The organism is Mycolicibacterium brumae (genome assembly GCF_025215495.1).
Lineage (GTDB): Bacteria > Actinomycetota > Actinomycetes > Mycobacteriales > Mycobacteriaceae > Mycobacterium > Mycobacterium brumae.
The window spans coordinates 1,827,492-1,848,305 of sequence record NZ_CP104302.1; the positions used below are offsets into that span (position 1 = coordinate 1,827,492).

The window sequence follows — 20,814 nt, forward strand, 5'->3', positions numbered from 1 at the left end:
CGCACGGGCGGGGCAACCGCTACAGGGGGATGTGCGGGCACTGCACGAATGCGACGTCACCCTGTGTGTGCGAGTGGTGGGCGCCGAGGAGATCGCGGCCGGGGTGCGTGCGCACGTGACCGCGGGCACCCAGCAGGAGAACATGGAACAGATGGCGGCGCGGGGCCGCGGCGGTGGCCGGCCGCGCGTGATCGCGCGGGGCGCGGGTCTGCGGGCCCGACGCGAGCGTGCGCTGGCGCTGCGGGAGGCGGTGCGGTCAGGGTGGGACTCGGCCGCAGTGGAGGCGGCCATGCTCGGAGGTCAGCCACGGTTGTGGTGACCGGGAACGGGTTTCAAGCATTCGACGGGTGCAGGGTCAGACTCTGCACCCGTCGGCGTTTGCATGGTGAGAGTCACCGGCAGGGGGTCATCGGAGTTGTGCGAGTGACAGCGGTTCGCGGCGCGGAGGCGACGGTGGTGGATCGGCAATTATCGGATGCGCCACTCGTTGATGTGGTCCACCACCGTGACAGTCGCGCCGTGGTCATACCACTGGTGAGTGCCGTCGGTGAAGCTCAAATCTGTCGAGTACGTGGCATCCGGGACTGGCATACTCCAGCGGCGCCGGACGACCCGCCCGTCGGCGAGTACGTCGCCTTTGGCGACGAATGCTGCCAGCTTGACACTGCTCGTGTCGTTCTCTCGGGTGTGCCGTGCGGGTTCATCGGCCGCGTTGGCGGCGGTCGCAGGCGGGATGGTCATGGGAGGGTTCCTTCCGATTCGGTGGTGGTTCAGGCGGCGTCGAACAGGCTCATCTGTCCGGAGGGCGTGATGTCCAGGACGCGTTCGCGCCAGGCCAGGGCGTAGGGCAGGCAGTTGTTGCACGCGGCGTGCGTGTGCCCGGGAAGCGGCTCGCTCATTCGCGCTGCCCAACTCCACGCCATTGAGTCGGCGCTGAGGACTCTGTGGCCGTAGCGCTTGAGGCCCGAAAGCTTCAAGCCGTACGCGTGGAGTGGGATGTCGGGGTCGTGGCGCTGGATGGTGGACAGGATCACGTCGATCTCGGCGCTGGCCTGGCGGCGGCACATCGTGCCGACGCCGACGAGGAAGCAGTCGGACAGGTCGACGCCGGCGGCGTAGTACATGTCGACGCAGCGGCGATAATCGTCAGGCGTCCAGCCCTGCAGAACCGGGACGTAGGGCACATCCCAGTCGGGGCCGGGCCAGAGGTCCTGCAATTCTTGGAAGTTGTCGATGGTGCGGCGCTGGTGTTCACGCACGCTCAGTCCGGTGCGGGCGATCTGTTCGGGCTCGCACATCCAGTCGCCGGGCGAGGCCCATTGGAGGTTGCCGATCTCCTGGTCGTAGCGCCAGACCGCGGCGTTGTAGTCGCGGGCGGTGGTGCGCCATTGCCCGTACATCGATAGTTCGGTGAATCCGCCGGAGTCCAGCGCCCATCCGGTGAGCGCACGCGGGAAGCTCTTGCGGGGTGCCAGGCGGCGGTGGGAGATGAACAGCGGGACGTTGGCTTGGCCGAGCCAGCGCACCTCGCTGGTTCCGAGATAGAAGTACTTCATGGCGGCGGTCCTTCGTTTCTGCGGTGGCTGGGCTGTGGGGTCGGCGCCCGGTGGGGGGTGGGGGGAGCACCCCACCGGGTGGCTTCTCAGGCGGTGGGTTGGAGCGTTTCGCCGGTGACGGTTTCGACGACCAGACCCACCAGGTCACGGGCGGCTGGCGGCGTGACGGCGTTCCCTGCCAGCCGCACCTGCTCGCGCCTGGTGCCGACCATCCGGTAGCCGGTCGGGAAGTCCATCGCGGCGGTGATCTCGCGGGGCTCCAGCATCCGGAAGTAGACATCGTTGATGTCGATGGTCGGTGGCGGCGTGGGGACGGGGCCGCGGTTGAGCAGTCCGTGGCGTTCGAGGGTGGTGACCGTCGGCAGCGGCTGGTCGACGGTGCTGTTGCCGCCGGAGCCGTAGAAGCTCGTAATGAGTGGTCGGGGGGCGTCGGCGTAGACGAGGCCGTGGTGGTTGCCCGAGGCGGTGACGGTGGCCAGCGGCTCGGCCACGGAGCGGGCATCGCTGGATCCGCCGCGCAGCTCGGCGACGAAGGCGGGGAAGGCGATTCCGTCGTTCTCGCGGGTGGTGCGGGTCGGGATCGGCTCGCTGGTCGGGACGGCTTCGGTGCGCCAGGTGCCGCCGGTCGGGACCAGCAGGCCGGTCTCGTTGCGGGTGGTCATGGTGCGGGCCGGTTGATCGACCGGGACGGCGGTCTTGCCATCGCGTCCCTCGACGGGGACCAGCATCGGGGTCCAGAACCGTTCGATTCCGGCGGCGATGCGGGCCATCGTCTTGTCGGCCAGCGGGCGCGTGCGGTCTCCGATGCGGGTGCCCGTCAGCGACCAGTCGATGATCTCGGCGGCCGGCCACATTCCCGCTGACGCGAAATTCAAGATCTCCGTCTACGCCGGCCACGCCAATCCCGCCTCGATCAAGATCCTGCAGGAACTCGGCGCCGACAGCGTGAACCCGGTGGGCGACCTGAGCCGGCCCATGCTGGGCGCCATCCGCCGCAATGTCGATGTGCCTCTTGACGTCTGGGCCGAGACCTTCGAGTCGTTCGGTGGGATGAACCGGCTCTGGGAGGCCGGCGACATCGCCCGCGTCGCCGGCCCGGTCTACTTCAAGATCGAGCCAGGTGAGTCCGAGGCCGTGATGTACAACGGCTGGGTCCGGCCGGAGTTCCACGAGGAACTCATCCGCCACAAGGTGCGGCACGCAGCCATCCTCAACGAGTTGGTGGCCACCAGCACCCCCGACGTGGCCGTCTCGCCTCGGCCCCGGCTGGCCGCTGCGGCGCTGACGAACTGACGTCACGGATGCACACCACGCGAAGGCGCCCCGCTGCCGCGGTCATCGGCTCCGGGAACATCGGCACCGACCTGATGTACAAGCTGCGACGGTCGGAGGTGCTCGACATCGCGGCCATGGTCGGAATCGACCCGCGCAGTGACGGTTTGGCCCGCGCAGCGGGCCTGGACGTGGCGACCACCGCTGACGGGGTGGAAGGGCTGCTGGCGATGAGCGTCTTCGATGACGTCGACGTCGTGTTCGACGCCACCAGCGCCTACGCCCACCGCCACAACGACGCCCGGCTGGAACCCACCGGCCGGCTCGTCGTGGACCTGACCCCCGCGGCCATCGGCCCGTACGTGGTGCCCGCGGTCAACCTGTCCGGGTTGGCCGGTCAGCGCAATCTGAACATGGTGACCTGCGGCGGCCAGGCGACGGTGCCGATCGTCGCCGCGCTGTCGCGGGTCACCCGGGTGCACTACGCCGAGATCGTCGCGTCCATCTCGTCGCGGTCGGCAGGCCCCGGCACCCGGGCCAACATCGACGAGTTCACCCAGACCACCGCGCGCGCACTGCAAACGGTGGGCGGCGCCGCGCGCGGCAAGGCGATCATCGTACTGAACCCGGCCGAGCCGCCGATGATCATGCGCGACACCGTGGCCGCACTGGTGTCGAGTGTGGACCACGCGGCGATCAGCGCGGCGGTCACCGCCATGGTGCGCGATGTCGCCCACTACGTCCCCGGTTACCGGCTGCGTCAGGACGTCCAGTTCTCCACCGTCACGGCAACCGATCCGCGCAGAAGACTTGTCCCCGAGTCGGATCGGACAGCTGACCTCACCCACGTGACGGTGTTCCTGGAGGTGGAGGGGGCCGGCGACTACCTGCCGCCTTACGCCGGCAACCTCGACATCATGACGGCGGCTGCGGTCCGGGTGGCCGAGCACGCAGTCTCCGGTGCGGGGGTGACGTTGTGAAGGACGGCCTCTACATCCAGGACGTGACCCTGCGCGACGGGATGCACGCGATCGGGCACTCGTTCACCCTCGACGATGTGCGCCGGATCGCCCGGGCGCTCGACCAGGCCGGCGTCACCGCCATCGAAGTGGCCCACGGTGACGGTCTGGCCGGCGGCAGCCTGACCTACGGAGCCGGCGCCCACAGCGACGCCGAGTGGATCAGCGCCGCGGCGGAGGTCATCGACAACGCCCGGCTGACCACCCTGCTGCTCCCCGGCATCGGCACCGTCGACGACCTGCGCGCCGCGGTGGATCTCGGCGTCACGTCGGTGCGGATCGCCACCCACTGCACCGAGGCCGACATCGCCCGCCAGCACATCGGCACCGCAGTCGACCTGGGCCTCGACGTGGCCGGCTTTCTGATGATGGCGCATCTGACGGATCCGGAAACGCTGGCGGCCCAGGCGAAGATCATGGAAGACGCCGGGGCGCGCTGTGTGTATGTCACCGACTCCGGCGGCCGGCTCACCATGGCCGGTGTGCGCGACCGGGTTCAGGCCTACCGCGCCGCACTCGACCCGAGCACCACCATCGGGGTGCACGCGCACCACAACCTGGCTCTGGGCGTGGCCAATTCGATCACCGCCGTCGAGCAGGGTGCCCATCGGGTCGATGCGTCCCTGACCGGGCTGGGCGCCGGGGCGGGCAACTGCCCGTTGGAGGCGTTCATCGCGGTGGCCGAACTCAACGGCTGGCTGCACGGGTGCGATCTGTTCGCCCTGATGGACGCGGCCGACGACCTGGTGCGCCCGCTGCACCAGCGCCCGGTGCGGGTGGATCGCGAGACCCTCACGCTGGGCTATGCCGGGGTGTATTCGAGCTTCCTGCTGCACGCCGAACGGGTTGCCGTCGACATCGGTGTCGACACCCGGGACCTGCTGGTCGAGGCCGGCCGCCGCGCGATGGTGGGCGGCCAGGAAGACCTGCTCACCGATCTCGCGCTGGACATGAGGAGGTGAAGAGTCGCTTTCTCCACCGTGCTCAGCGATCGGTCGCCGGGCACCTGGAAACGGATCCAACGCGGATCCGCCCCCCTACGATCGTCCCAAGCCACGAGAGATGAAACACCATGGAGAACGTCACCGCACCTGTGCCTTCCCGACGGCCGACCACGACGGCGCCCGTCACTCCCGCCGAACCCGGCGGGCGCCGTAACCACGGCCTGAAAGAGAACACCCTGGGTGTTCCGAGCATCTTCTTCTACATCATCGCCGCCGCATCCCCGCTGACCGTGGTGGTGGCGCTGTTCCCCATCATCATCGGCGCCGGCAACGGCGTCGGCATGCCCGGTGCCTTCGTCATCGCCGCGGTAGTGCTAATGATCTTCGCCGTCGGTTACGTGGCGATGAGCCGCCATGTCACCAATGCCGGGGCCTTCTACGCGTACGTCACGCTGGGGCTCGGCCGCGTTGCCGGCCTCGGATCGGCGTCGCTGGCCATCTTCGCCTACAACGCGATCCAGGCGGGCCTCTACGGCGGATTCGGGTACTACGCAGCCGAACTGCTCAATCCGGCCCTGGGCATCAGCCTGCCGTGGTGGGTGTACGCCTTTGTCGGGCTGCTGCTGTGTCTGGGCCTGGGCGTGCAGGGCGTGCATTCCGGCGCCCGCGTACTCGGGGTGTTCATGACCCTCGAAGTCCTCATGATCACCGTCCTGAGCGTCTTCAGCCTGTTCGGCGATGCGGTTCCGGTCTCGGAGTTCAGTTTCGAGCCCTTCAACCCGAGTGTGGTGCTGGCCGGCGCCCTCGGAGTGGCGCTGATGTTCGCCCACGCGTCCTTCATCGGTTTCGAGGGTTCGGCCATCTACGGTGAGGAAGCCCGCGACCCGGCGCGGACCATCCCCCGGGCCACCTACCTGTCCATCGCGTTCATGGGCGTGCTCTACGCCGTGTCGGGCTGGCTGATCATGAACGCCCTCGGCCTGAACGACGTGGTGGCCATCGCCACCGAGACCGGCGGCAACTTCATCTTCGTGGCCAGCGACACCATCATCGGCCACAACATCTCGCTGCTGTTCCAGATCCTGATCGTCACAGCCACTTTCGCGGCGATCGTCACCTTCCACAACAACGTCTCGCGGTACCTGTTCTCGCTGGGGCGCCAACACCTGGTGTGGAAGCCGCTGGGGTGGACCCTGCCGCGCCGGCAGACGCCCTGGGTGGCCTCCATCGTCCAGAGCCTGATGGTCGGGGTGGTCATCGTGGCGTTCGCCATCGCAGGCCAGGACCCGTTCGCCACCCTTTTCACCTGGGCCACCGGCATCGGCACCATCGGCGTGATCGCCTCGCAACTGGTGGCCGGGATCGCGATCTTCGTGTTCTTCCGCAAGTCGAACGTGGACAAGCGGCCGTGGAACACCGTGATCGCCCCGCTGCTGGCGATCGTCGGGCTCACCGGCTTCTTCATCCTGACCCTCAACAGCCTCGACGTGCTGCTCGGTGTGCAGGGCGCCACCGCGGTGCTGATGGTGTCGCTGGTGTTCCTGGCCTTGCTCGGCGGGGTCGCCTACGGCCTCTACCTGCGCTTCTTCGCGCCGGATCGTTACGAGCTGGTGGGCAAGGCGCTCAACGAGCGCGACCTGGAAGACCCCGCTCCAGAAGCCGTCTGAGGCAGGTTCCGCCGAAATCGAGCGCGCCGGGGCGTCGATAGGTACGTTTGTCCTTATCGATACGTACAGACGTTCCTAAAGGAGGGTCCGACCATGGCCACGGCTCCCCGGCGCGCTCGCCGTCACGACCCCGACAGAAAGGAGCGCATCGTGGAATCGGCGCTGGCGGTCCTGGCCCGCGACGGAGTAGCGGGCATCACCCACCGCGCCATCGGCGAAGCTGCCGACGTCCCACTCGGTTCCATCACCTACCACTTCAAGACACTCGACGACATCGTGCAGCTCGCCTTCCGGACGCACGTCGACAAGTTGGCCACCCGCTTCGAAAACCGGCTGGCAGCCTGCGATTCGAAGTCAGACCTGATCGAGTGCGTAGCCCTGGCCATCACCGACGATCTGGCCGCCAACCCCAACGAGCTCGCCGTCACCTTCGAACTGTACGGCGACGCGGTGCGCCGAGCCGACACCAAGCGCATCACGCAGGAGTGGATGGAGCGGGCCGAGGACGCCCTGGCCCACCACTTCGATCGTGCCACCGCTCGCCTGATCGACGTCGTGGTCGAGGGCCTGATGGTGCACATGTCCATTGCCCAACAACCGATTTCGAAGGACGCGGTACGCGCCCTGCTGATCACGGCCGCCAATCCCGGCCCGAACTGAACTGGAGCCATCATGACCTTTCACGACAAGATGTTCGTAGCCGGAAGCTGGACCGAAGCCTCCGGAGGAGCAAAAGACCAGATCCTGGCACCCGCCACCGGTGAAGCGTTTGCGGAGGCCGCCCACGGCACGGCCGCCGACGTCGACCGCGCCGTCGCCGCCGCCCATGCCGCATTCCCGGACTGGGCCCGCACTCCCGTCGGCGAACGTGCTCGCGCCTTTCTCGAGCTCGCCGACCGCATCGAAGCCGACGCTCGCACCCTCGCCGAGATCGAGTCTCGCAACGCCGGCAAGCCCATCAGCGGCGCGCTCGAAGAGATGGAGATGATTCCCGACCATCTTCGGTTCTTCGCCGGGGCTGCCCGCACCATCGAAGGCCGTGCCGCCGGCGAGTTCGTCCCCGGTACCACCAGCATCATCCGGCGCGATCCTCTCGGGGTGGTCGGCTCGGTCGCCCCGTGGAACTTCCCGCTGTTGATGGCCATCTGGAAGATCGCCCCCGCTCTGCTCACCGGGAACACGTTGGTGCTCAAACCTTCTGAGCACACACCGTTCTCGGTGCTGCGCCTGGCGGAGCTGGCCGCCGACCTGTTCCCCGCCGGGGTCTTGAACATCGTCACCGGTGACGGCGAGGATGTCGGCGCGAGCCTGGTGTCGCACCCGCTGGTGCGGATGTCCTCGCTCACCGGTTCTGTCGAGACCGGCCGGTCGATGCTGCGGGCTTCCGCAGATTCCAACCTCAAGCGGCTGCACCTCGAACTCGGTGGCAAGGCACCGGTGCTGGTGTACCCGGACGCCGATGTGGCACTCGCGGTCGAGAAGATCATGCAGGGTGCGTTCGGCAACGCGGGCCAGGACTGCATGGCAGCGTCGCGCATCTACGTCCATGACTCCCTGCATGACGACCTGGTGTCCGGACTCGAGAAGGCAGTCAAGGAGTTGAATCTCGGTGACCTCGCCGACGAGAACACCGTCATGGGTCCGGTGATCACCGCCGCGCACCGCGACCGCGTGGAAGGCTTCGTCTCCCGCGCCAAGGCCACCGGCCACACCGAGCTGCTCCAGGGCGACAACCCCGGCACCGGTTTCTACACCGCCCCCACCGTGGTGGTCGGCACCAAGCAGGACGACGAGATCATCAGCGCCGAGGTGTTCGGGCCGGTGACGTCGGTGACCCGGTTCAGCGACAACGACGACGTGCTCGCCTGGGCCAACGACACCGAATACGGCTTGGCCGCTTCGGTGTTCACCCGCGATGTGGGCCGTGCCATGGTCACCTCCGGTGCACTCCAATTCGGCACGGTGTGGGTCAACGACCACGCTCCGGTGACGCCGGAGATGCCACACGGCGGCTTCAAGCAGTCCGGCCACGGCAAGGACATGTCGGTGTACGCACTCGAGGCCTACACCGAGATCAAGCACGTGATGATCAACCATGCGACCGCCTGACATGACGGTCAGCGCCATCAACACGTTCCGTCTGCGGCCGGGTGTCCCGGTCGCCGACTTCGAGCAGTTCTCCGCTGAACTCGATCGCCCGGTGTGCCTCGCGTTCGACGAAGTGCTGGGGTTCGACGTCTATCTCTCCGACGACGGCGTGGTCGTCGAGGTGATGACGGTGACCTCCTGGCCCGACTGGGAACAGGTGCGCGACAACGCACCCGAGCTCAAACCCGTCGTCGCCCGCTTCGACGAGCTCGTGGAACCGGGCAGCGTCAGCACCATCTTCACCCGTCATTCCCCACTCAGGAGTTCCGATGCCCACTGACTACGACGCCGTCATCATCGGCGCCGGCCACAACGGCCTCGTCACCGCCAACTACCTGGCCCGCGCAGGCAAGTCGGTGCTGGTGCTCGAGGCGCGCGACCTCGTGGGCGGCGCCTGCGTCACCGAGGAGCTGATCCCCGGCTCCAAGTGGTCGTCGTGCGCCTTCATCGCCGGCCTGCTGCGTCCCGAGATCATCACCGAACTTGAGCTGGCCAAGTACGGCCTGGAGCTCTACCAGGGTGATGCACTGTCGTTCAGCCTGTTCCGCGACGGCACCTCCTTCACCATGTGGAAGGAGACCGACCGGACGCTGCGGGAGCTCGAGAAGCTCAGCAAGAAGGATGCACAGGCGTTCCTCGACTTCGGCATCCGGCTGCAACGCTTCGCCGGGCTGGTCACGCCGTACCTGCTGAAGCCGCCGCCGGAACGCTCTGAGGTGTTCGCCGCGTTCGAAGCCGCCGGCGAGCAGACGCTGTTCGACGAGTTCACCCTGCTCTCGGTGCGGGATCTGCTGGACCGGTATTTCGAGGACGAGCGGCTCAAGAGCATGCTGACGTTCTTCGGCATGGTGTCGATCTTCGGCGGCCCCTCCACTCCCGGTACCGCCTACACCTACGGCCACCATTCCTGGGGCGAGTTCAACGGCAACTTCGGCCAGTTCGGGATGGCCCGCGGCGGCATGGGTGCCATCAGCGAGGCGCTGGCGGCCTCGGCCCGGGCACACGGGGCCACCATCCGCACCTCGGCCCCGGTGGACCGGGTGCTCGTCGAGCGTGGGGTCGCCACCGGGGTGCGATTGCGGGACGGCTCGGTGATCACCGCGAAGCAGGTGTTCTCCAACGCCGACCCCAAACGATCCCTGCTGCAGTTGCTGGAACCGGGGGTGCTGGCGCCGAAGCTGGTCCGCGACGTCGAGAACATCGACACCCGTGGTTCGATGGCCCGGATCCATCTGTTGATCGATGAACTGCCGCAGTACCTTCCGTTCACCGACGCCACCGAGGGACCCCAGCACCACGGCCACCAGCTGCTCGGCCCCAGCCGGGAGGCGTTCGAGGAGGCCTACGAGGCGCAACGACGCGGCACGTTCCCCAGCACGTTCGTCATCGAGGCCGTCACTCAGTCGGTCACCGACGACACCCTGGCCCCCAAGGGTCTGCACACGATGACCCTGGGCATTCAGCAGCTGCCGTCCGAGCTCACCGGCACCACCTGGGCCGCGGAGAAGGAGAAGTGGGCCGACCTGGTGCTCGAGGACCTGTTCACCTACGCTCCGAATCTGCGTGAACACATCCTCGATCGGGTGATCATCACTCCCGACGACCTGCACAACGAGTATCTGATCACCGACGGCAACATCTTCCACGGTTCGATGATGCTCGATCAGTTGTTCGGCGCCCGGCCCATCCCGGAGCTCGCGAATTACCGCACTCCCGTGCGTAATTACTACCTGTGCGGCTCGGGTACCCATCCCGGTGGCGGGGTGATGGGGGCCAACGGCCACAACGCCGCCAAGGCGGCACTGGCCGACACCGACGGCGTGGTCTCGGCCGCACCACTGCGCTCGGCCGGGACAAGGGCGCCCTGGCAGCAGCGGATGGTCGGCACCCTGATGGGTACCAGGCCGGGCCGCTGGTTCGGATACCAGGCCGCGCGCCAACCCGCACTGCGCAAGATCACCGCGTACGCCGCTCGCGTCCGATGAACCAGCTGCGCAGCGTCAAATGGTTTGCCGGGCAGGATGTTCCCGGCTTCGTGCACCGCTCGGCCATGCGGGCGTCCGGGTTCTCCCGGATGGCGTTCGAGGGCAGGCCCATCGTCGGGATCTGCAACTCGTGGTCGGAGGTGGTCAACTGCAACATGCACTTCCGCGGGCTGGCAGACTCGGTGCGGCGCGGGGTGCTGGCCGCCGGCGGGTTCCCTCTGGAGTTCCCCACCATCTCCCTCGGTGAGCAGTTGATGAAGCCGACCACCATGTTGTTCCGCAACCTGATGGCCATGGACGTCGAGGAGTCCATCCGGGCCTACCCATTCGATGCCGTGGTGCTGCTGGGTGGCTGCGACAAGACGGTGCCCGCACAGCTGATGGGCGCGGCCAGTGCGGATGTCCCGGCCATTGTGCTCACCGGAGGGCCCGCCGCACCGGCGGTGTTCGACGGCAAGCAGATGGGCGTCGGCACCGACCTGTGGCAGTACATCGACGATGTGCGGGCGGGCCGGATGTCGATGGCCGACTACGAGCGTCTCGAGGCCGCGGCCGGCCCGTCCCGCGGGCACTGCCCGGAGATGGGCACGGCCTCCACCATGGCCACGATCGTGGAGGGGCTGGGCATGACACTGCCCGGCGCCGCCGCGGTGCCGGCCATGGACTCGCGGCGGTTGCAGGTGGCCGAGGAGGTGGGTGCGCGTGCGGTGGGCCTGGCCTCCGAGGGAGTGCGTCCCTCGCACGTGCTCACTGCCGAGGCCTTCGACAATGCCATCACTCTGATGCTGGCGGTCGGCGGGTCCACCAACGCGATCGTGCACCTTCTGGCCATCGCCGGCCGCGCCGGGGTGCCGCTTACCCTGGACCGGTTCCACGAATTGTCCGCGCGCACACCGCTGATGGTGAACGTGCGGCCCGCCGGGGAGCACCTGGTGGAGCAGGTGTTCCACGCCGGCGGCATCCCCGCGGTGATGAAGTCCATCGAGACCCTGCTGCACACCGACGCGCTGACCGTCAGCGGCAAGACCGTCGCCGACAACCTGCCCTCCGGCATCTCCACCGCCGCAGAGGTCATCGCCACCATCGATGCCCCGTTCCAGCCGCCGCAGGGCCTGGCCGTGGTGCGCGGCAACCTGGCGCCCAGCGGCGCAGTGATCAAGTGCAGCGCGGCCACCCCTGCCCTGCTGGTGCACCAGGGGCCCGCCGTGGTGTTCGACGACATGCGCGACATGATGGCCCGCTTCGACGACCCCGACCTGGATGTCACCGCGGATTCCGTGCTGGTGCTGCGCAATGCCGGCCCGCGCGGTGCCCCCGGCATGCCCGAATGGGGCCAGCTGCCCATCCCCAGCAAGCTGCTGCGCCAGGGCGTCACCGACATGGTGCGGATTTCCGATGCCCGGATGAGCGGAACCGCCTACGGCACGTGTGTTCTGCACGTCAGCCCCGAGTCGGCTGCGGGCGGTCCGCTGGGCCTGGTCCGCGACGGCGACATCATCGCGCTGAACGCCCACGCCGGCACGCTGGACCTACTGGTCCCAGACGACGAACTGGCCACCCGCCAGGCGGAACCCCCGCGCCATCGACAGCGTCGTGGCTACGCGGCCATGTACGTCGACCGTGTCCTGCAGGCCGACCAAGGGTGCGATTTCGACTTTCTGGTGTACCGTCGACACCATGACCCAGGCACCTGCCTCACCTCCGCTGCACATGCAGCGTGTCGACTTCGACCCCATCCCCACCCTCGGCGAGATCCGCGAGAACGAGGGGGTGCGCACCGTCATCAACGCCTTCGGCATGCCGGTGTACCTGGTGACCCGCCACGACGACATCAAGACGGTGCTCTCCGATCCGGAACGGTTCTCCAACGAGCGCCCGCCAGGGTTCTTCGTCCCCGGGGCACCCGAGATGTCCGAGGAAGAGCAACGCGCAGCCCAGTCCGGCAACCTGCTGGGCCTGGACCCACCCAGGCACACCCGGTTACGCCGCATGCTCACCGGCGAATTCACCGGCCGCCGGATGAAGCGCCTGGAGCCGCGGATCACCGACATCGTGACCCAGCATCTGGACGCCATGGAAAAAGCCGGTCCACCGAGTGATCTCGTGACCGATTTCGCTTTACCCATCCCGTCACTGGTGATCTGCGAGTTGCTGGGCGTGCCGTATGACGACCGCGACGATTTCCAGCACCGCACCAGCCGCCAGCTCGACCTGTCGATCCCGATCGAGGAACGCTTCGAACTCCAGCGCGCCGGGCGTGCTTACATGCACGCACTGGTGGGCGGCGCACGGCGTTCCCCCGGCGACGACATGCTCGGAATGCTGGTGCGCGAGCACGGGTCCGAGCTCACCGATGACGAGCTGGTGGGCATCTGCAACCTGCTACTGGTGGCCGGCCATGAGACAACCTCCAACATGCTCAGCCTCGGCACCTTGGCGTTGCTGCAGCACCCGGATCAGCTGGCCCTGGTGCGTGATGACCCCGATGCGGTGAGTCCGGCGGTGGAGGAGCTGCTGCGCTGGCTGTCGATCGTGCACTCCGGCATCCCCCGCATCACCACCAGCGAGGTGGAGATCGCCGGGGTGCAGATTCCCGCGCACCAGCTGGTGGTCGTCTCGCTACCGTCGGGCAACCGCGATCCGAGTTTCATCGACAATCCGGAGGTGTTCGACGTCCGCCGCGGCGCCATGGGGCATCTGGCGTTCGGCCACGGCGTCCATCACTGCCTGGGCGCACCGCTGGCCCGGATGGAGATGAAGATCGCGTTTCCGGCTCTGTTGCAACGCTTTCCGACCCTGCGCCTCGACGAACCTTTCGACGACGTGGCGTTCCGCTCTTTCCACTTCATCTATGGGCTGCAGTCGCTGCAGGTGGCCTGGTGAGGGTACAGGCCGACCGCGACGTCTGCATCGGCGCCGGGGTCTGTGTGATGAACAGCGAGGCGGTCTTCGACCAGGACGACGACGGCATCGTGGTGCTGCTGGTCGATGACGTGCCCTCGGCCGAGCAGGACAACGCACGGAAAGCCGTGCAGCTCTGCCCCTCCGGAGCGCTGAGCGTCGTCGAGTGAACGAGCGTTGACACTGCACCCACCGCGAAGAAGTGTGAGTAGAGATCGCGCTGGTCGCAGTGTGAACGAGGTCCGCCGGGTCAATCGCCGTCGCGGTGCAGGTCGATCAGCCCGGCCTTGCTCAGCGCGAGCACGCTGACGATCAGCACCCAGACCGGGAACGCGAGCGTCAGCCAGACCGACACGTCACTGGCCACCAACAGCGTCAGCGCCACCACATAGGTGAAGATCACCAGCCCCCGCGACACCAGGCCGGTCTTGAGCCAGATGGTGGCCAGCGACATCATGAACACCGCTGCCATTCGCAGGGCGTAGGTCTTCGACAGCGCGATCAGCAGTGCCTGACCGAACACGTGCACATCGGCTCCGTAGTCGGCGCCGCGGCTGGCTACCAGCGCCACCCCCACGGCAGACGACACGAAGATCATCGCGAGGAACAGCAGCCCACTGCCCAGGAAGACCGAGGCAAAGAACTTGTCCTCGTACCTGCCCAATCCGTCGCGCACCACCCCGATGAACCACAGGAAGCAGATGCCGGCGAACGGCATCAGCACCGCCGCCGCGCGCACCTTGCCCTCCGAACCCTCCACCCACTGCGCGCCCGGCTGGGCGCCCTCGGGGAGTGCGGTGTGGATCAGAGCGATCGCGACGCCGAACAGCACGGCGAACAACACGCCGGCCAGGCCAGCCGCGCGCGGGGTGGACAGCCGGCGCACATCGCGCTCGGGACGTTCGGTGGTCACGTGATCATGGTGCCGCCGAAACTGCACGGGGTGCGGGATTTCAGAGCAAAACGCCGCACTGCGTGCAGTCTCGGCGTCGACCCGTCAGGGCTGGCCGGCGAGCAGACGCACCATCAACCCGTTGGCCTCGGCCAGGACGTTGCCGTCGGGGTCGCGCAGCTCGGCGTTGACGAACGCCTTGCGGCCGTCGGTCTCCCGGATCCAGCCGCGCGCGGTCAGCGTGGTGTCGATGGGCGTGACCTTGCGGTAGTCGACGTGCAGGAAGGCGGTGCGGCTGATCGGACGGCCTGCGGCGTGGATCACCATGCCGAACACCGAATCGAACAGCAGCGGCAGCACCCCACCGTGGACGGCGTGGTTACCGCCCACGTGGAAACGGCTGAACTGCACGGTCAACTCGACACCCTCGGGCTCGAAGATGCTGAGCCGAAACGGCGGCATCAACAGGCTGCCGCCGCCGGGCAGTTCGACGACCCGGTTGGCCGGGCCCACGCCCTCGGCGGCCTCGAAGGGGGCCAGCAGTGCCACCAGCGCCTCGACGCGATCAGCGGCGTCGTCCCACGTCGCACTGTCGGGGTCGGCGGACACCGCGAGGTCCTGCAGCCGTCGCATCGACGCCACGAAGCGGCCGAACCCGGGACCGGGCTGGGCGGGTTCGAAGATCGGGAACCCGCCGTGGCGGTCGTAGTCGGGGTCGGTCACGAAGCCAGGATGTCGCGGCGCACGATCGTCTGGTCGCGCCCCGGTCCCACGCCGATGCATGAAACATGAGCTCCGGCAAGCTCTTCCAGGCGCAGCACGTAGTCACGGGCCTTGGCCGGCAGATCGTCGAACTCGCGGGCTCCGGAGATGTCCTCCCACCAGCCGGGCATCTCTTCGTAGATCGGCTCGGCGCGCGCGATGTCGCTCTGGGTCATCGGCATCTCGTCGGTGCGCTTGCCGTCTATCGAGTAGCCCACACAGATGGGCACCGTCTCCAGGGACGACAACACGTCCAGCTTGGTCAGGAAGTAATCGGTGATCCCGTTGACGCGGGTGGCGTAACGGGCGATCACTGCGTCGAACCAGCCGCAGCGCCGGGGCCGGCCGGTGGTGACACCCACTTCGCCGCCGGTCTTGGCCAGGTACTGGCCGTACTGGTCGAACAGTTCCGTCGGGAACGGGCCCGAGCCCACCCGGGTGGTGTACGCCTTCAGAATGCCCAGCACCGTGGTGATCCGGGTGGGGCCGATGCCGGAGCCGACGGCCGCACCACCCGAGGTCGGGTTGGATGACGTGACAAACGGATAGGTGCCGTGGTCGACGTCGAGCAGGGTGCCCTGGGAACCCTCCAGCAGCACCGTCTCGCCGTTTTCCAGGGCCTGGTTGAGCAGCAACCTGCTGTCGGCGATGCGGTGCTTGAACCCTTCCGCCTGGGTGAGCAACTGGTGCACCACCTCGTCAGGGTTGAGGGCCTTGCGGTTGTAGATCTTGACCAGGATCTGGTTCTTCAGCTCCAGGGCGGCCTCGATCTTCTGCGCCAGCAGCGCCTCGTCGAGGACGTCGGCGACCCGGATGCCGATGCGGGCGATCTTGTCCTGGTAGCAGGGACCGATGCCACGGCCGGTGGTGCCGATCTTCTTGCTGCCCATGTACCGCTCGGTCACCTTGTCGATGGCCACGTGGTAGGGCATCAGCAGATGCGCGTCGGCCGAGATCAACAGCCGCGAGGTGTCGACCTTGCGCTCATCAAGGCCCGAGAGCTCCGTGAGCAGCACACCGGGGTCGACGACGACACCGTTGCCGATGACGTTGGTGACCCCCGGTGTCAAGATCCCCGAGGGGATGAGGTGCAGGGCGAAGTTCTCCCCCGTCGGCAGCACCACCGTGTGCCCGGCGTTGTTCCCGCCTTGATAGCGCACGACCCACTGCACCCGGCCACCGAGTAGATCGGTGGCCTTTCCTTTGCCCTCGTCGCCCCACTGGGCGCCGATCAGGACGATTGCCGGCATGCAAAAATCTCCCGCTTGGCTCGCTGCGTATTGTGTTCCAGCCGGTGAGCTACCTTATCCGAACATTTGCCTGCGCATTTCGACGGGAGTGTCTTTGACCACGGTGCTGTGTTTCGGAGGGCGCCCGGTACCCCGTGCGCTGGCCGCGATTCCACGTGCGGACATCACCGAACCGGCCGACGTGGATGCGGCGACCGTCGGAGTGTCGCGGGCGGTGGTGCTGGGCACCGAGGCCGATCTGGCGACGGTGCTGACGCGGTTGTTGCGGGCCGACCGCCTGGCGGTGGAGGTGGCGCACCTGCCGGGATCCCGCGGTGCGCGGCGCGCGTTACGCGCTGGGGCACAACGTGTTCCGCTGATCCGTGACGAAACCGGAACGGTGCTGGTGCGACGCGCCCTGTGGCGTCCGGCGCCCGAGGGCCGCCTCCTGGAAGGAGAGGGCATCGTCGATGACACCGTGCTCTTCGACGGTGCGGTGGCAGGGGTAGCGGTGGAGCCCACTCACACCATGCCCGGGTTGCGGGCGCGGGTGCTGGGCTCCGGATGGCGCTCGGGGCCGTGGGTCAGCGGCCGTGCGGCCCAGCTGGGTACGCCGGCGGCGGTGGTGGTGCGTGACGGCGTGGCGGCCCCCCGACCGGTGCGCCGCTCGACGTTCTACCGGCACATCGAAGGCTGGTTGAGGGTCACGGTGTGAGCCGCCGGTAACGTCGAAACGTGAGTCTTCGTCCCCTCGGGCAGTCGGTCCGGCCCAGCCCGGTGTTCCTCGTGATCGTCGCGTCGACGGTTCTCGGTGGGGTGCTGGCCTGGCTTGCCGCCGAATCGGTCACCGTGCTGGCCTACGCCGGGGTCTTCGTGTTCGTCATCGCAGGCTGGGTGTTGTCGCTGAGCCTGCACGAATTCGGGCACGCCTACACGGCCTGGCGGTTCGGCGACCACGACGTCGCGGTGCGCGGCTACCTGACCCTCAATCCGCTGAAGTACTCGAGCCCCCTGCTGTCGCTGGGCCTGCCGCTGCTGTTCATCGCGCTCGGCGGGATCGGCCTGCCGGGCGGCGCGGTGTACGTCCAGACCGCGCGGATGACCCCACGTCAGCGCACCGTGGTAAGCCTGGCCGGGCCGTTGGCCAACCTGGTGCTGGCGGTGCTGCTGCTGACCTGCGCCCGGCTGTTCTACGACGCCGCACACGGGGTGTTCTGGGCCGGCGTGGCGTTCCTCGGCTTCCTGCAGGTGACGGCGTTGTTGCTGAACCTGTTGCCGATCCCGGGGCTGGATGGCTACGGAGCACTCGAGCCACACCTGAGCTACGACACCCAGCGCGCGCTGGACCGGTTCAAACCGTGGGGCTTCATGATCCTGCTGCTCCTGCTGATCGCTCCGCAGCTCAATCAGTGGTTTTTCGGGGGCGTCTACTGGCTCTACGAGTTGTCCGGGGTGCCGGCGTACCTGTCGTCCGTCGGTGGTCAGCTGACCCGGTTCTGGTCGGCCTGGCTGTAGCCGGCTCCGGTGGTGCGCCAGGGCCGCATCAGACCCCTCGTCGGGCTCGCACGACCCCCTCTACCGTGCCGCCCTACCCGATGCCACCCCGGCGCACCGCCCGAAGCTGCAAATAACATACAGCCCTGTATGTAAGTGCGTCTACTCGACGGCTCAGTTGACGCTCTGGGCCAGCGCCCACTCGGCCACTTCGGGGTCCACGATGCGCCGCAGGTTCGCGCTGGCACGGTCCCAGCGCCGCCGGGCGCGGGTGGGGTCGGCGTCGACGAAGCTCGAGATCAGGATTCCGCGCAGCGCGTCCATCGCGGTGTAGACGAAGTCGGCCATCGACCGGTGAATGCCTTCGGGCGCGAACTCGGCGATGACCGAGATCAGCGTGGTGTTGGCCACCGACTCGAACTTCGCCACCTCCTGCCCCAGGGCGGAATCGGTGCGGCCGGCCACCCACAGTTCCACGATCGGGATGAAGATGGGCGCGCTGTGAATGTCCCAGAGCAGCTCCAGGATCGCGTCGATCAGGTCGCCGCCCGCGGCGAAGTCGAGCGAGAAGCGGGCCACCTCGGCCGAGATCCGTTTGGCCGTCAGGTGCTGCAGCGCGGCCAGCATCAGGTCGTCCTTCGACCCGAAGTGGTGCACCTGCGCCCCGCGGGTGACACCGGCCAGTTCGGCGACCCGCGGCGTGGTGGTGCCGGCGTAGCCGTAGCGCAGCAGGCATTCGATGGTGGCGTCGAGCAGACGGGTCCGCGTCTCCGCGCTGCGCTCCTCCTGGCTGCGCCGCTTCGTCTGTCGGATCACCGCTTCAGGATACATTTCGGAATGTATGTAAGCGGGCCACGAAACAGGCCGGTAATCAGCGCCTTGCGACATATGCGGACATGCGCATATATTTCTGGTCATGGGTGCCGGTCACGATCACAGCCACGGCGGCGACACGCGGGTGAGCCGCATGCTCATCGCCGCCGGCATTCTCACCACCTTCTTCGTCATCGAGCTGATCACGGCGCTGATGATCAACTCGATCGCCCTGCTGGCCGACGCCGGCCACATGCTGACCGATCTGGTGGCGATGTTCATGGGGCTCACCGCGGTGCTGCTGGCGCGCCGGGGTTCAGCGTCGCCGGCACGCACGTACGGCTGGCACCGCGCCGAGGTGTTCACCGCCGTGGCCAACGCCGTGCTTCTGATGGGCGTCGCGGCCTTCATCCTCTACGAAGCGTTCGAACGGCTGGGCGGTGCGCCCGAGGTGCCGGGCGTCCCGCTGATCGTGGTGGCACTGGCCGGGCTGATCGCCAATGTCGTGGTGGTGCTCCTGCTGCGCGGCGACTCCGAGAAGAGCCTGGCCGTCAAGGGCGCCTACATGGAGGTGGTGGCCGACACCGTCGGCAGCATAGGGGTGCTGATCGCAGGCATCGTCACCGTCACCACCGGCTGGCCCTACGCCGATGTGGTCGTGGCCGTGTTCGTCGCACTGTGGGTGCTCCCCCGGGCGGTGGCACTGGCCCGCGCCGCCCTGCGCATCCTCTCGGAGAGCTCCCCCACCCATATCGACGTCGACGAGTTGCGGCGAGCCCTGCGCGACGTCCCCGGGGTCAGCCCGGTGTCGCTATACCGCAACCGGCCTCGCGCCGAACAACGCTGCGCAGATCTTCTCGCCGACCCCGCTCACCAGGACGTCCGGGCGCACGCTGACACCCTGGCCGCCCGGCTCGGATCCTATGTCCCGGGGGATGCCGCCGACCGTGAACTCGAGCGTCTCGGACTACCGCCACAGTCGAATGCTGCGGCGCTGCTGCTCTACCTGGCCGGGCCGTACCGCCAGCGGGGTGACTGGCTCGACAACGCCGCCACCAAGGGCCACGACACCGCGGCCGCGGCCACGACCGCACTGTTCCGCCGCCACCCCGGCCCAACACCGGCGCAACTGCACACCGCATTGACCGAAGCCGGCCTGTCCGAGGGGGCCGCGCTGCGCTACGTCGAGACACACCTGCAGCTGCGGCGTTTCGGTGATGTCGTGGTGCGGTGGAACGACCAGAGCGTCGCGAACATGTGCGAGGCCGTGCTGCACGCACTGGGCAAGCCGTCCACCGCCGCCACCATCTACGCTCACCTGGACTCGACGGATACCTCCGCGAGCTATGTCCGTGAGGCGCTCTCCGACGATTACCGCTTCACCCGGTCCAGCCGCACCCTCTGGGCCCTGCGCGCGTGGAACATCCCCGAGTACCACGGGATCGCTGCTGCCCTCGGCTCCTACCTCGACGCCCAAGGAGGCCACGCCGACGTCGAGACCATCCTGAACGACTTCGCCGCCCGGTATCCCGACGTGAGCCCCAAATCGATCATGCGCTACCTGGACAGCCTCGAGTTCATCGTTGATCTCGGCGTCGCCCGCCGCCGCACCACCGGCGACAACATTCCCCCGGTCGGGCCGCTCAATGCGGTTCGGGGCGTCTTCCGCAACGGAGACAACGAGATCCGATGCGTTCGCACCTGTACCGACGACTTGCTGCGCGGCTCGGGCCAAGCGATCCATACCGCTGTGGCGCAGGCGTTGGGCGTGACCCCCGGCGAGCACCGAACCTTGCACGGACCTCACGGCGACGTCCGTGTCCGCTGGAGGATGGCGTCCTCCAGCGGCGCCGACCTCAGCTCGCTGCGCGCCTACGCGCACGCGATCGGCGCGCGCCCCGGCGACACCCTCGTGCTCGCCTTCGGTACCGACGCCGGCACCGTCGAGGTGCGCCGCGTCGATGCCGGTCCGGGCACAACACGACGGCTGGAGCAGATCCTCGGCCGAACGGTCGCCGACCGCGACGCAGAGCTGGCGGCAAGTCTGGACTGCGCACCCGAGGAAATCACGACCGTGCTGGCTCGACGCGGCGACCATGCTGTGCTCGGCGACCTTGTGGACGGCATTACCG

The 20,814-nt window shown here is 67.9% G+C and carries 20 protein-coding genes and 2 pseudogenes; 15 read left to right on the forward strand and 7 right to left on the reverse strand.

Going from position 1 to position 20,814, the window contains the following annotated elements; all coding sequences use genetic code 11:
* The first annotated feature begins 31 nt into the window (after positions 1-31).
* Positions 32-319, forward strand: coding sequence for a hypothetical protein (locus tag L2Z93_RS19440; protein WP_370745783.1), 288 nt, complete (start codon positions 32-34; stop codon positions 317-319).
* Positions 320-468: 149 nt separating this feature from the next.
* Here the strand turns inward: L2Z93_RS19440 and L2Z93_RS08910 are convergent, their stop codons facing one another.
* The 3 genes from L2Z93_RS08910 to L2Z93_RS08920 all read right to left on the reverse strand — a co-directional run bounded on the left by L2Z93_RS08910 (position 469) and on the right by L2Z93_RS08920 (position 2,410).
* Positions 469-741, reverse strand: a complete 273-nt coding sequence (locus L2Z93_RS08910) for a hypothetical protein (protein ID WP_024447880.1) — start codon at positions 739-741, stop codon at positions 469-471.
* Between the two features lie 29 nt (positions 742-770).
* Positions 771-1,556, reverse strand: a complete 786-nt coding sequence (locus tag L2Z93_RS08915) for a deazapurine DNA modification protein DpdA family protein (RefSeq protein ID WP_024447879.1) — start codon at positions 1,554-1,556, stop codon at positions 771-773.
* A gap of 86 nt (positions 1,557-1,642) precedes the next feature.
* Positions 1,643-2,410 (reverse strand): DNA cytosine methyltransferase, encoded by a 768-nt coding sequence (locus L2Z93_RS08920; protein ID WP_024447878.1) that lies wholly within the window; start codon positions 2,408-2,410, stop codon positions 1,643-1,645.
* Here L2Z93_RS08920 and L2Z93_RS08925 point away from each other — a divergent pair.
* The 11 genes and pseudogenes from L2Z93_RS08925 to L2Z93_RS08975 all read left to right on the forward strand — a co-directional run bounded on the left by L2Z93_RS08925 (position 2,388) and on the right by L2Z93_RS08975 (position 13,662).
* Positions 2,388-2,849, forward strand: coding sequence for a hypothetical protein (locus tag L2Z93_RS08925; protein ID WP_024447877.1), 462 nt, complete (start codon positions 2,388-2,390; stop codon positions 2,847-2,849). The genes L2Z93_RS08920 and L2Z93_RS08925 overlap by 23 nt on opposite strands.
* 8 nt (positions 2,850-2,857) lie before the next feature.
* Complete coding sequence (locus L2Z93_RS08930) at positions 2,858-3,808, forward strand: acetaldehyde dehydrogenase (acetylating) (protein ID WP_024447876.1); 951 nt, start codon at positions 2,858-2,860, stop codon at positions 3,806-3,808.
* On the forward strand, positions 3,805-4,809 hold the full coding sequence (gene dmpG / locus L2Z93_RS08935; RefSeq protein ID WP_036425511.1) for a 4-hydroxy-2-oxovalerate aldolase: 1,005 nt from the start codon (positions 3,805-3,807) through the stop codon (positions 4,807-4,809). The genes L2Z93_RS08930 and dmpG overlap by 4 nt, the downstream gene beginning before the upstream one ends.
* A 110-nt stretch (positions 4,810-4,919) precedes the next feature.
* Positions 4,920-6,458 (forward strand): APC family permease, encoded by a 1,539-nt coding sequence (locus L2Z93_RS08940; RefSeq protein WP_024447875.1) that lies wholly within the window; start codon positions 4,920-4,922, stop codon positions 6,456-6,458.
* Between the two features lie 150 nt (positions 6,459-6,608).
* Complete coding sequence (locus L2Z93_RS08945) at positions 6,609-7,118, forward strand: TetR/AcrR family transcriptional regulator (RefSeq protein WP_162561911.1); 510 nt, start codon at positions 6,609-6,611, stop codon at positions 7,116-7,118.
* A 12-nt stretch (positions 7,119-7,130) separates the two neighbouring features.
* Positions 7,131-8,567, forward strand: a complete 1,437-nt coding sequence (locus L2Z93_RS08950; protein ID WP_024447873.1) for an aminobutyraldehyde dehydrogenase — start codon at positions 7,131-7,133, stop codon at positions 8,565-8,567.
* Positions 8,554-8,886, forward strand: a complete 333-nt coding sequence (locus tag L2Z93_RS08955) for a RedY/HapK family protein (RefSeq protein ID WP_024447872.1) — start codon at positions 8,554-8,556, stop codon at positions 8,884-8,886. The genes L2Z93_RS08950 and L2Z93_RS08955 overlap by 14 nt, the downstream gene beginning before the upstream one ends.
* Positions 8,876-10,591 (forward strand): phytoene desaturase family protein, encoded by a 1,716-nt coding sequence (locus L2Z93_RS08960; RefSeq protein ID WP_024447871.1) that lies wholly within the window; start codon positions 8,876-8,878, stop codon positions 10,589-10,591. The genes L2Z93_RS08955 and L2Z93_RS08960 overlap by 11 nt, the downstream gene beginning before the upstream one ends.
* A pseudogene (locus L2Z93_RS08965) lies at positions 10,588-12,225 on the forward strand (dihydroxy-acid dehydratase); the annotation flags it as partial. The gene L2Z93_RS08960 and the pseudogene L2Z93_RS08965, both read left to right, overlap by 4 nt.
* A gap of 43 nt (positions 12,226-12,268) precedes the next feature.
* Positions 12,269-13,474 carry a cytochrome P450 gene (locus L2Z93_RS08970; RefSeq protein WP_029372483.1) on the forward strand — a complete coding sequence of 402 codons (1,206 nt, stop codon included), beginning with the start codon at positions 12,269-12,271 and terminating at the stop codon, positions 13,472-13,474.
* Positions 13,471-13,662 (forward strand): ferredoxin, encoded by a 192-nt coding sequence (locus tag L2Z93_RS08975; RefSeq protein ID WP_024447868.1) that lies wholly within the window; start codon positions 13,471-13,473, stop codon positions 13,660-13,662. Before L2Z93_RS08970 ends, L2Z93_RS08975 begins: the two co-directional genes overlap by 4 nt.
* An 80-nt stretch (positions 13,663-13,742) precedes the next feature.
* Here the strand turns inward: L2Z93_RS08975 and L2Z93_RS08980 are convergent, their stop codons facing one another.
* From L2Z93_RS08980 to L2Z93_RS08990, 3 genes are all read right to left on the reverse strand, one after another.
* A complete protein-coding gene (locus L2Z93_RS08980) occupies positions 13,743-14,405 on the reverse strand; it encodes a hypothetical protein (protein WP_234786133.1) in 663 nt (220 codons plus the stop codon).
* 84 nt (positions 14,406-14,489) lie between these two features.
* Positions 14,490-15,107, reverse strand: coding sequence for a PaaI family thioesterase (locus L2Z93_RS08985; RefSeq protein ID WP_024447866.1), 618 nt, complete (start codon positions 15,105-15,107; stop codon positions 14,490-14,492).
* Positions 15,104-16,396, reverse strand: coding sequence for an adenylosuccinate synthase (locus L2Z93_RS08990; protein WP_029372485.1), 1,293 nt, complete (start codon positions 16,394-16,396; stop codon positions 15,104-15,106). The genes L2Z93_RS08985 and L2Z93_RS08990 overlap by 4 nt, the downstream gene beginning before the upstream one ends.
* 88 nt (positions 16,397-16,484) lie before the next feature.
* On the opposite strand from L2Z93_RS08990, the gene L2Z93_RS08995 reads away from it, so the two are divergent.
* Together L2Z93_RS08995 and L2Z93_RS09000 are read left to right on the forward strand one after the other, a co-directional pair.
* Positions 16,485-17,090, forward strand: a complete 606-nt coding sequence (locus tag L2Z93_RS08995) for a hypothetical protein (protein WP_029372486.1) — start codon at positions 16,485-16,487, stop codon at positions 17,088-17,090.
* 20 nt (positions 17,091-17,110) lie between these two features.
* A complete protein-coding gene (locus L2Z93_RS09000) occupies positions 17,111-17,890 on the forward strand; it encodes a site-2 protease family protein (protein WP_029372488.1) in 780 nt (259 codons plus the stop codon).
* Between the two features lie 153 nt (positions 17,891-18,043).
* Here L2Z93_RS09000 and L2Z93_RS09005 read toward each other — a convergent pair whose 3' ends face one another.
* Positions 18,044-18,685 carry a TetR/AcrR family transcriptional regulator gene (locus L2Z93_RS09005; protein WP_234786132.1) on the reverse strand — a complete coding sequence of 214 codons (642 nt, stop codon included), beginning with the start codon at positions 18,683-18,685 and terminating at the stop codon, positions 18,044-18,046.
* A 100-nt stretch (positions 18,686-18,785) separates the two neighbouring features.
* On the opposite strand from L2Z93_RS09005, the pseudogene L2Z93_RS09010 reads away from it, so the two are divergent.
* Positions 18,786-19,490, forward strand: a pseudogene (locus L2Z93_RS09010) (cation diffusion facilitator family transporter); the annotation flags it as partial.
* Positions 19,491-20,814 lie beyond the last annotated feature (1,324 nt).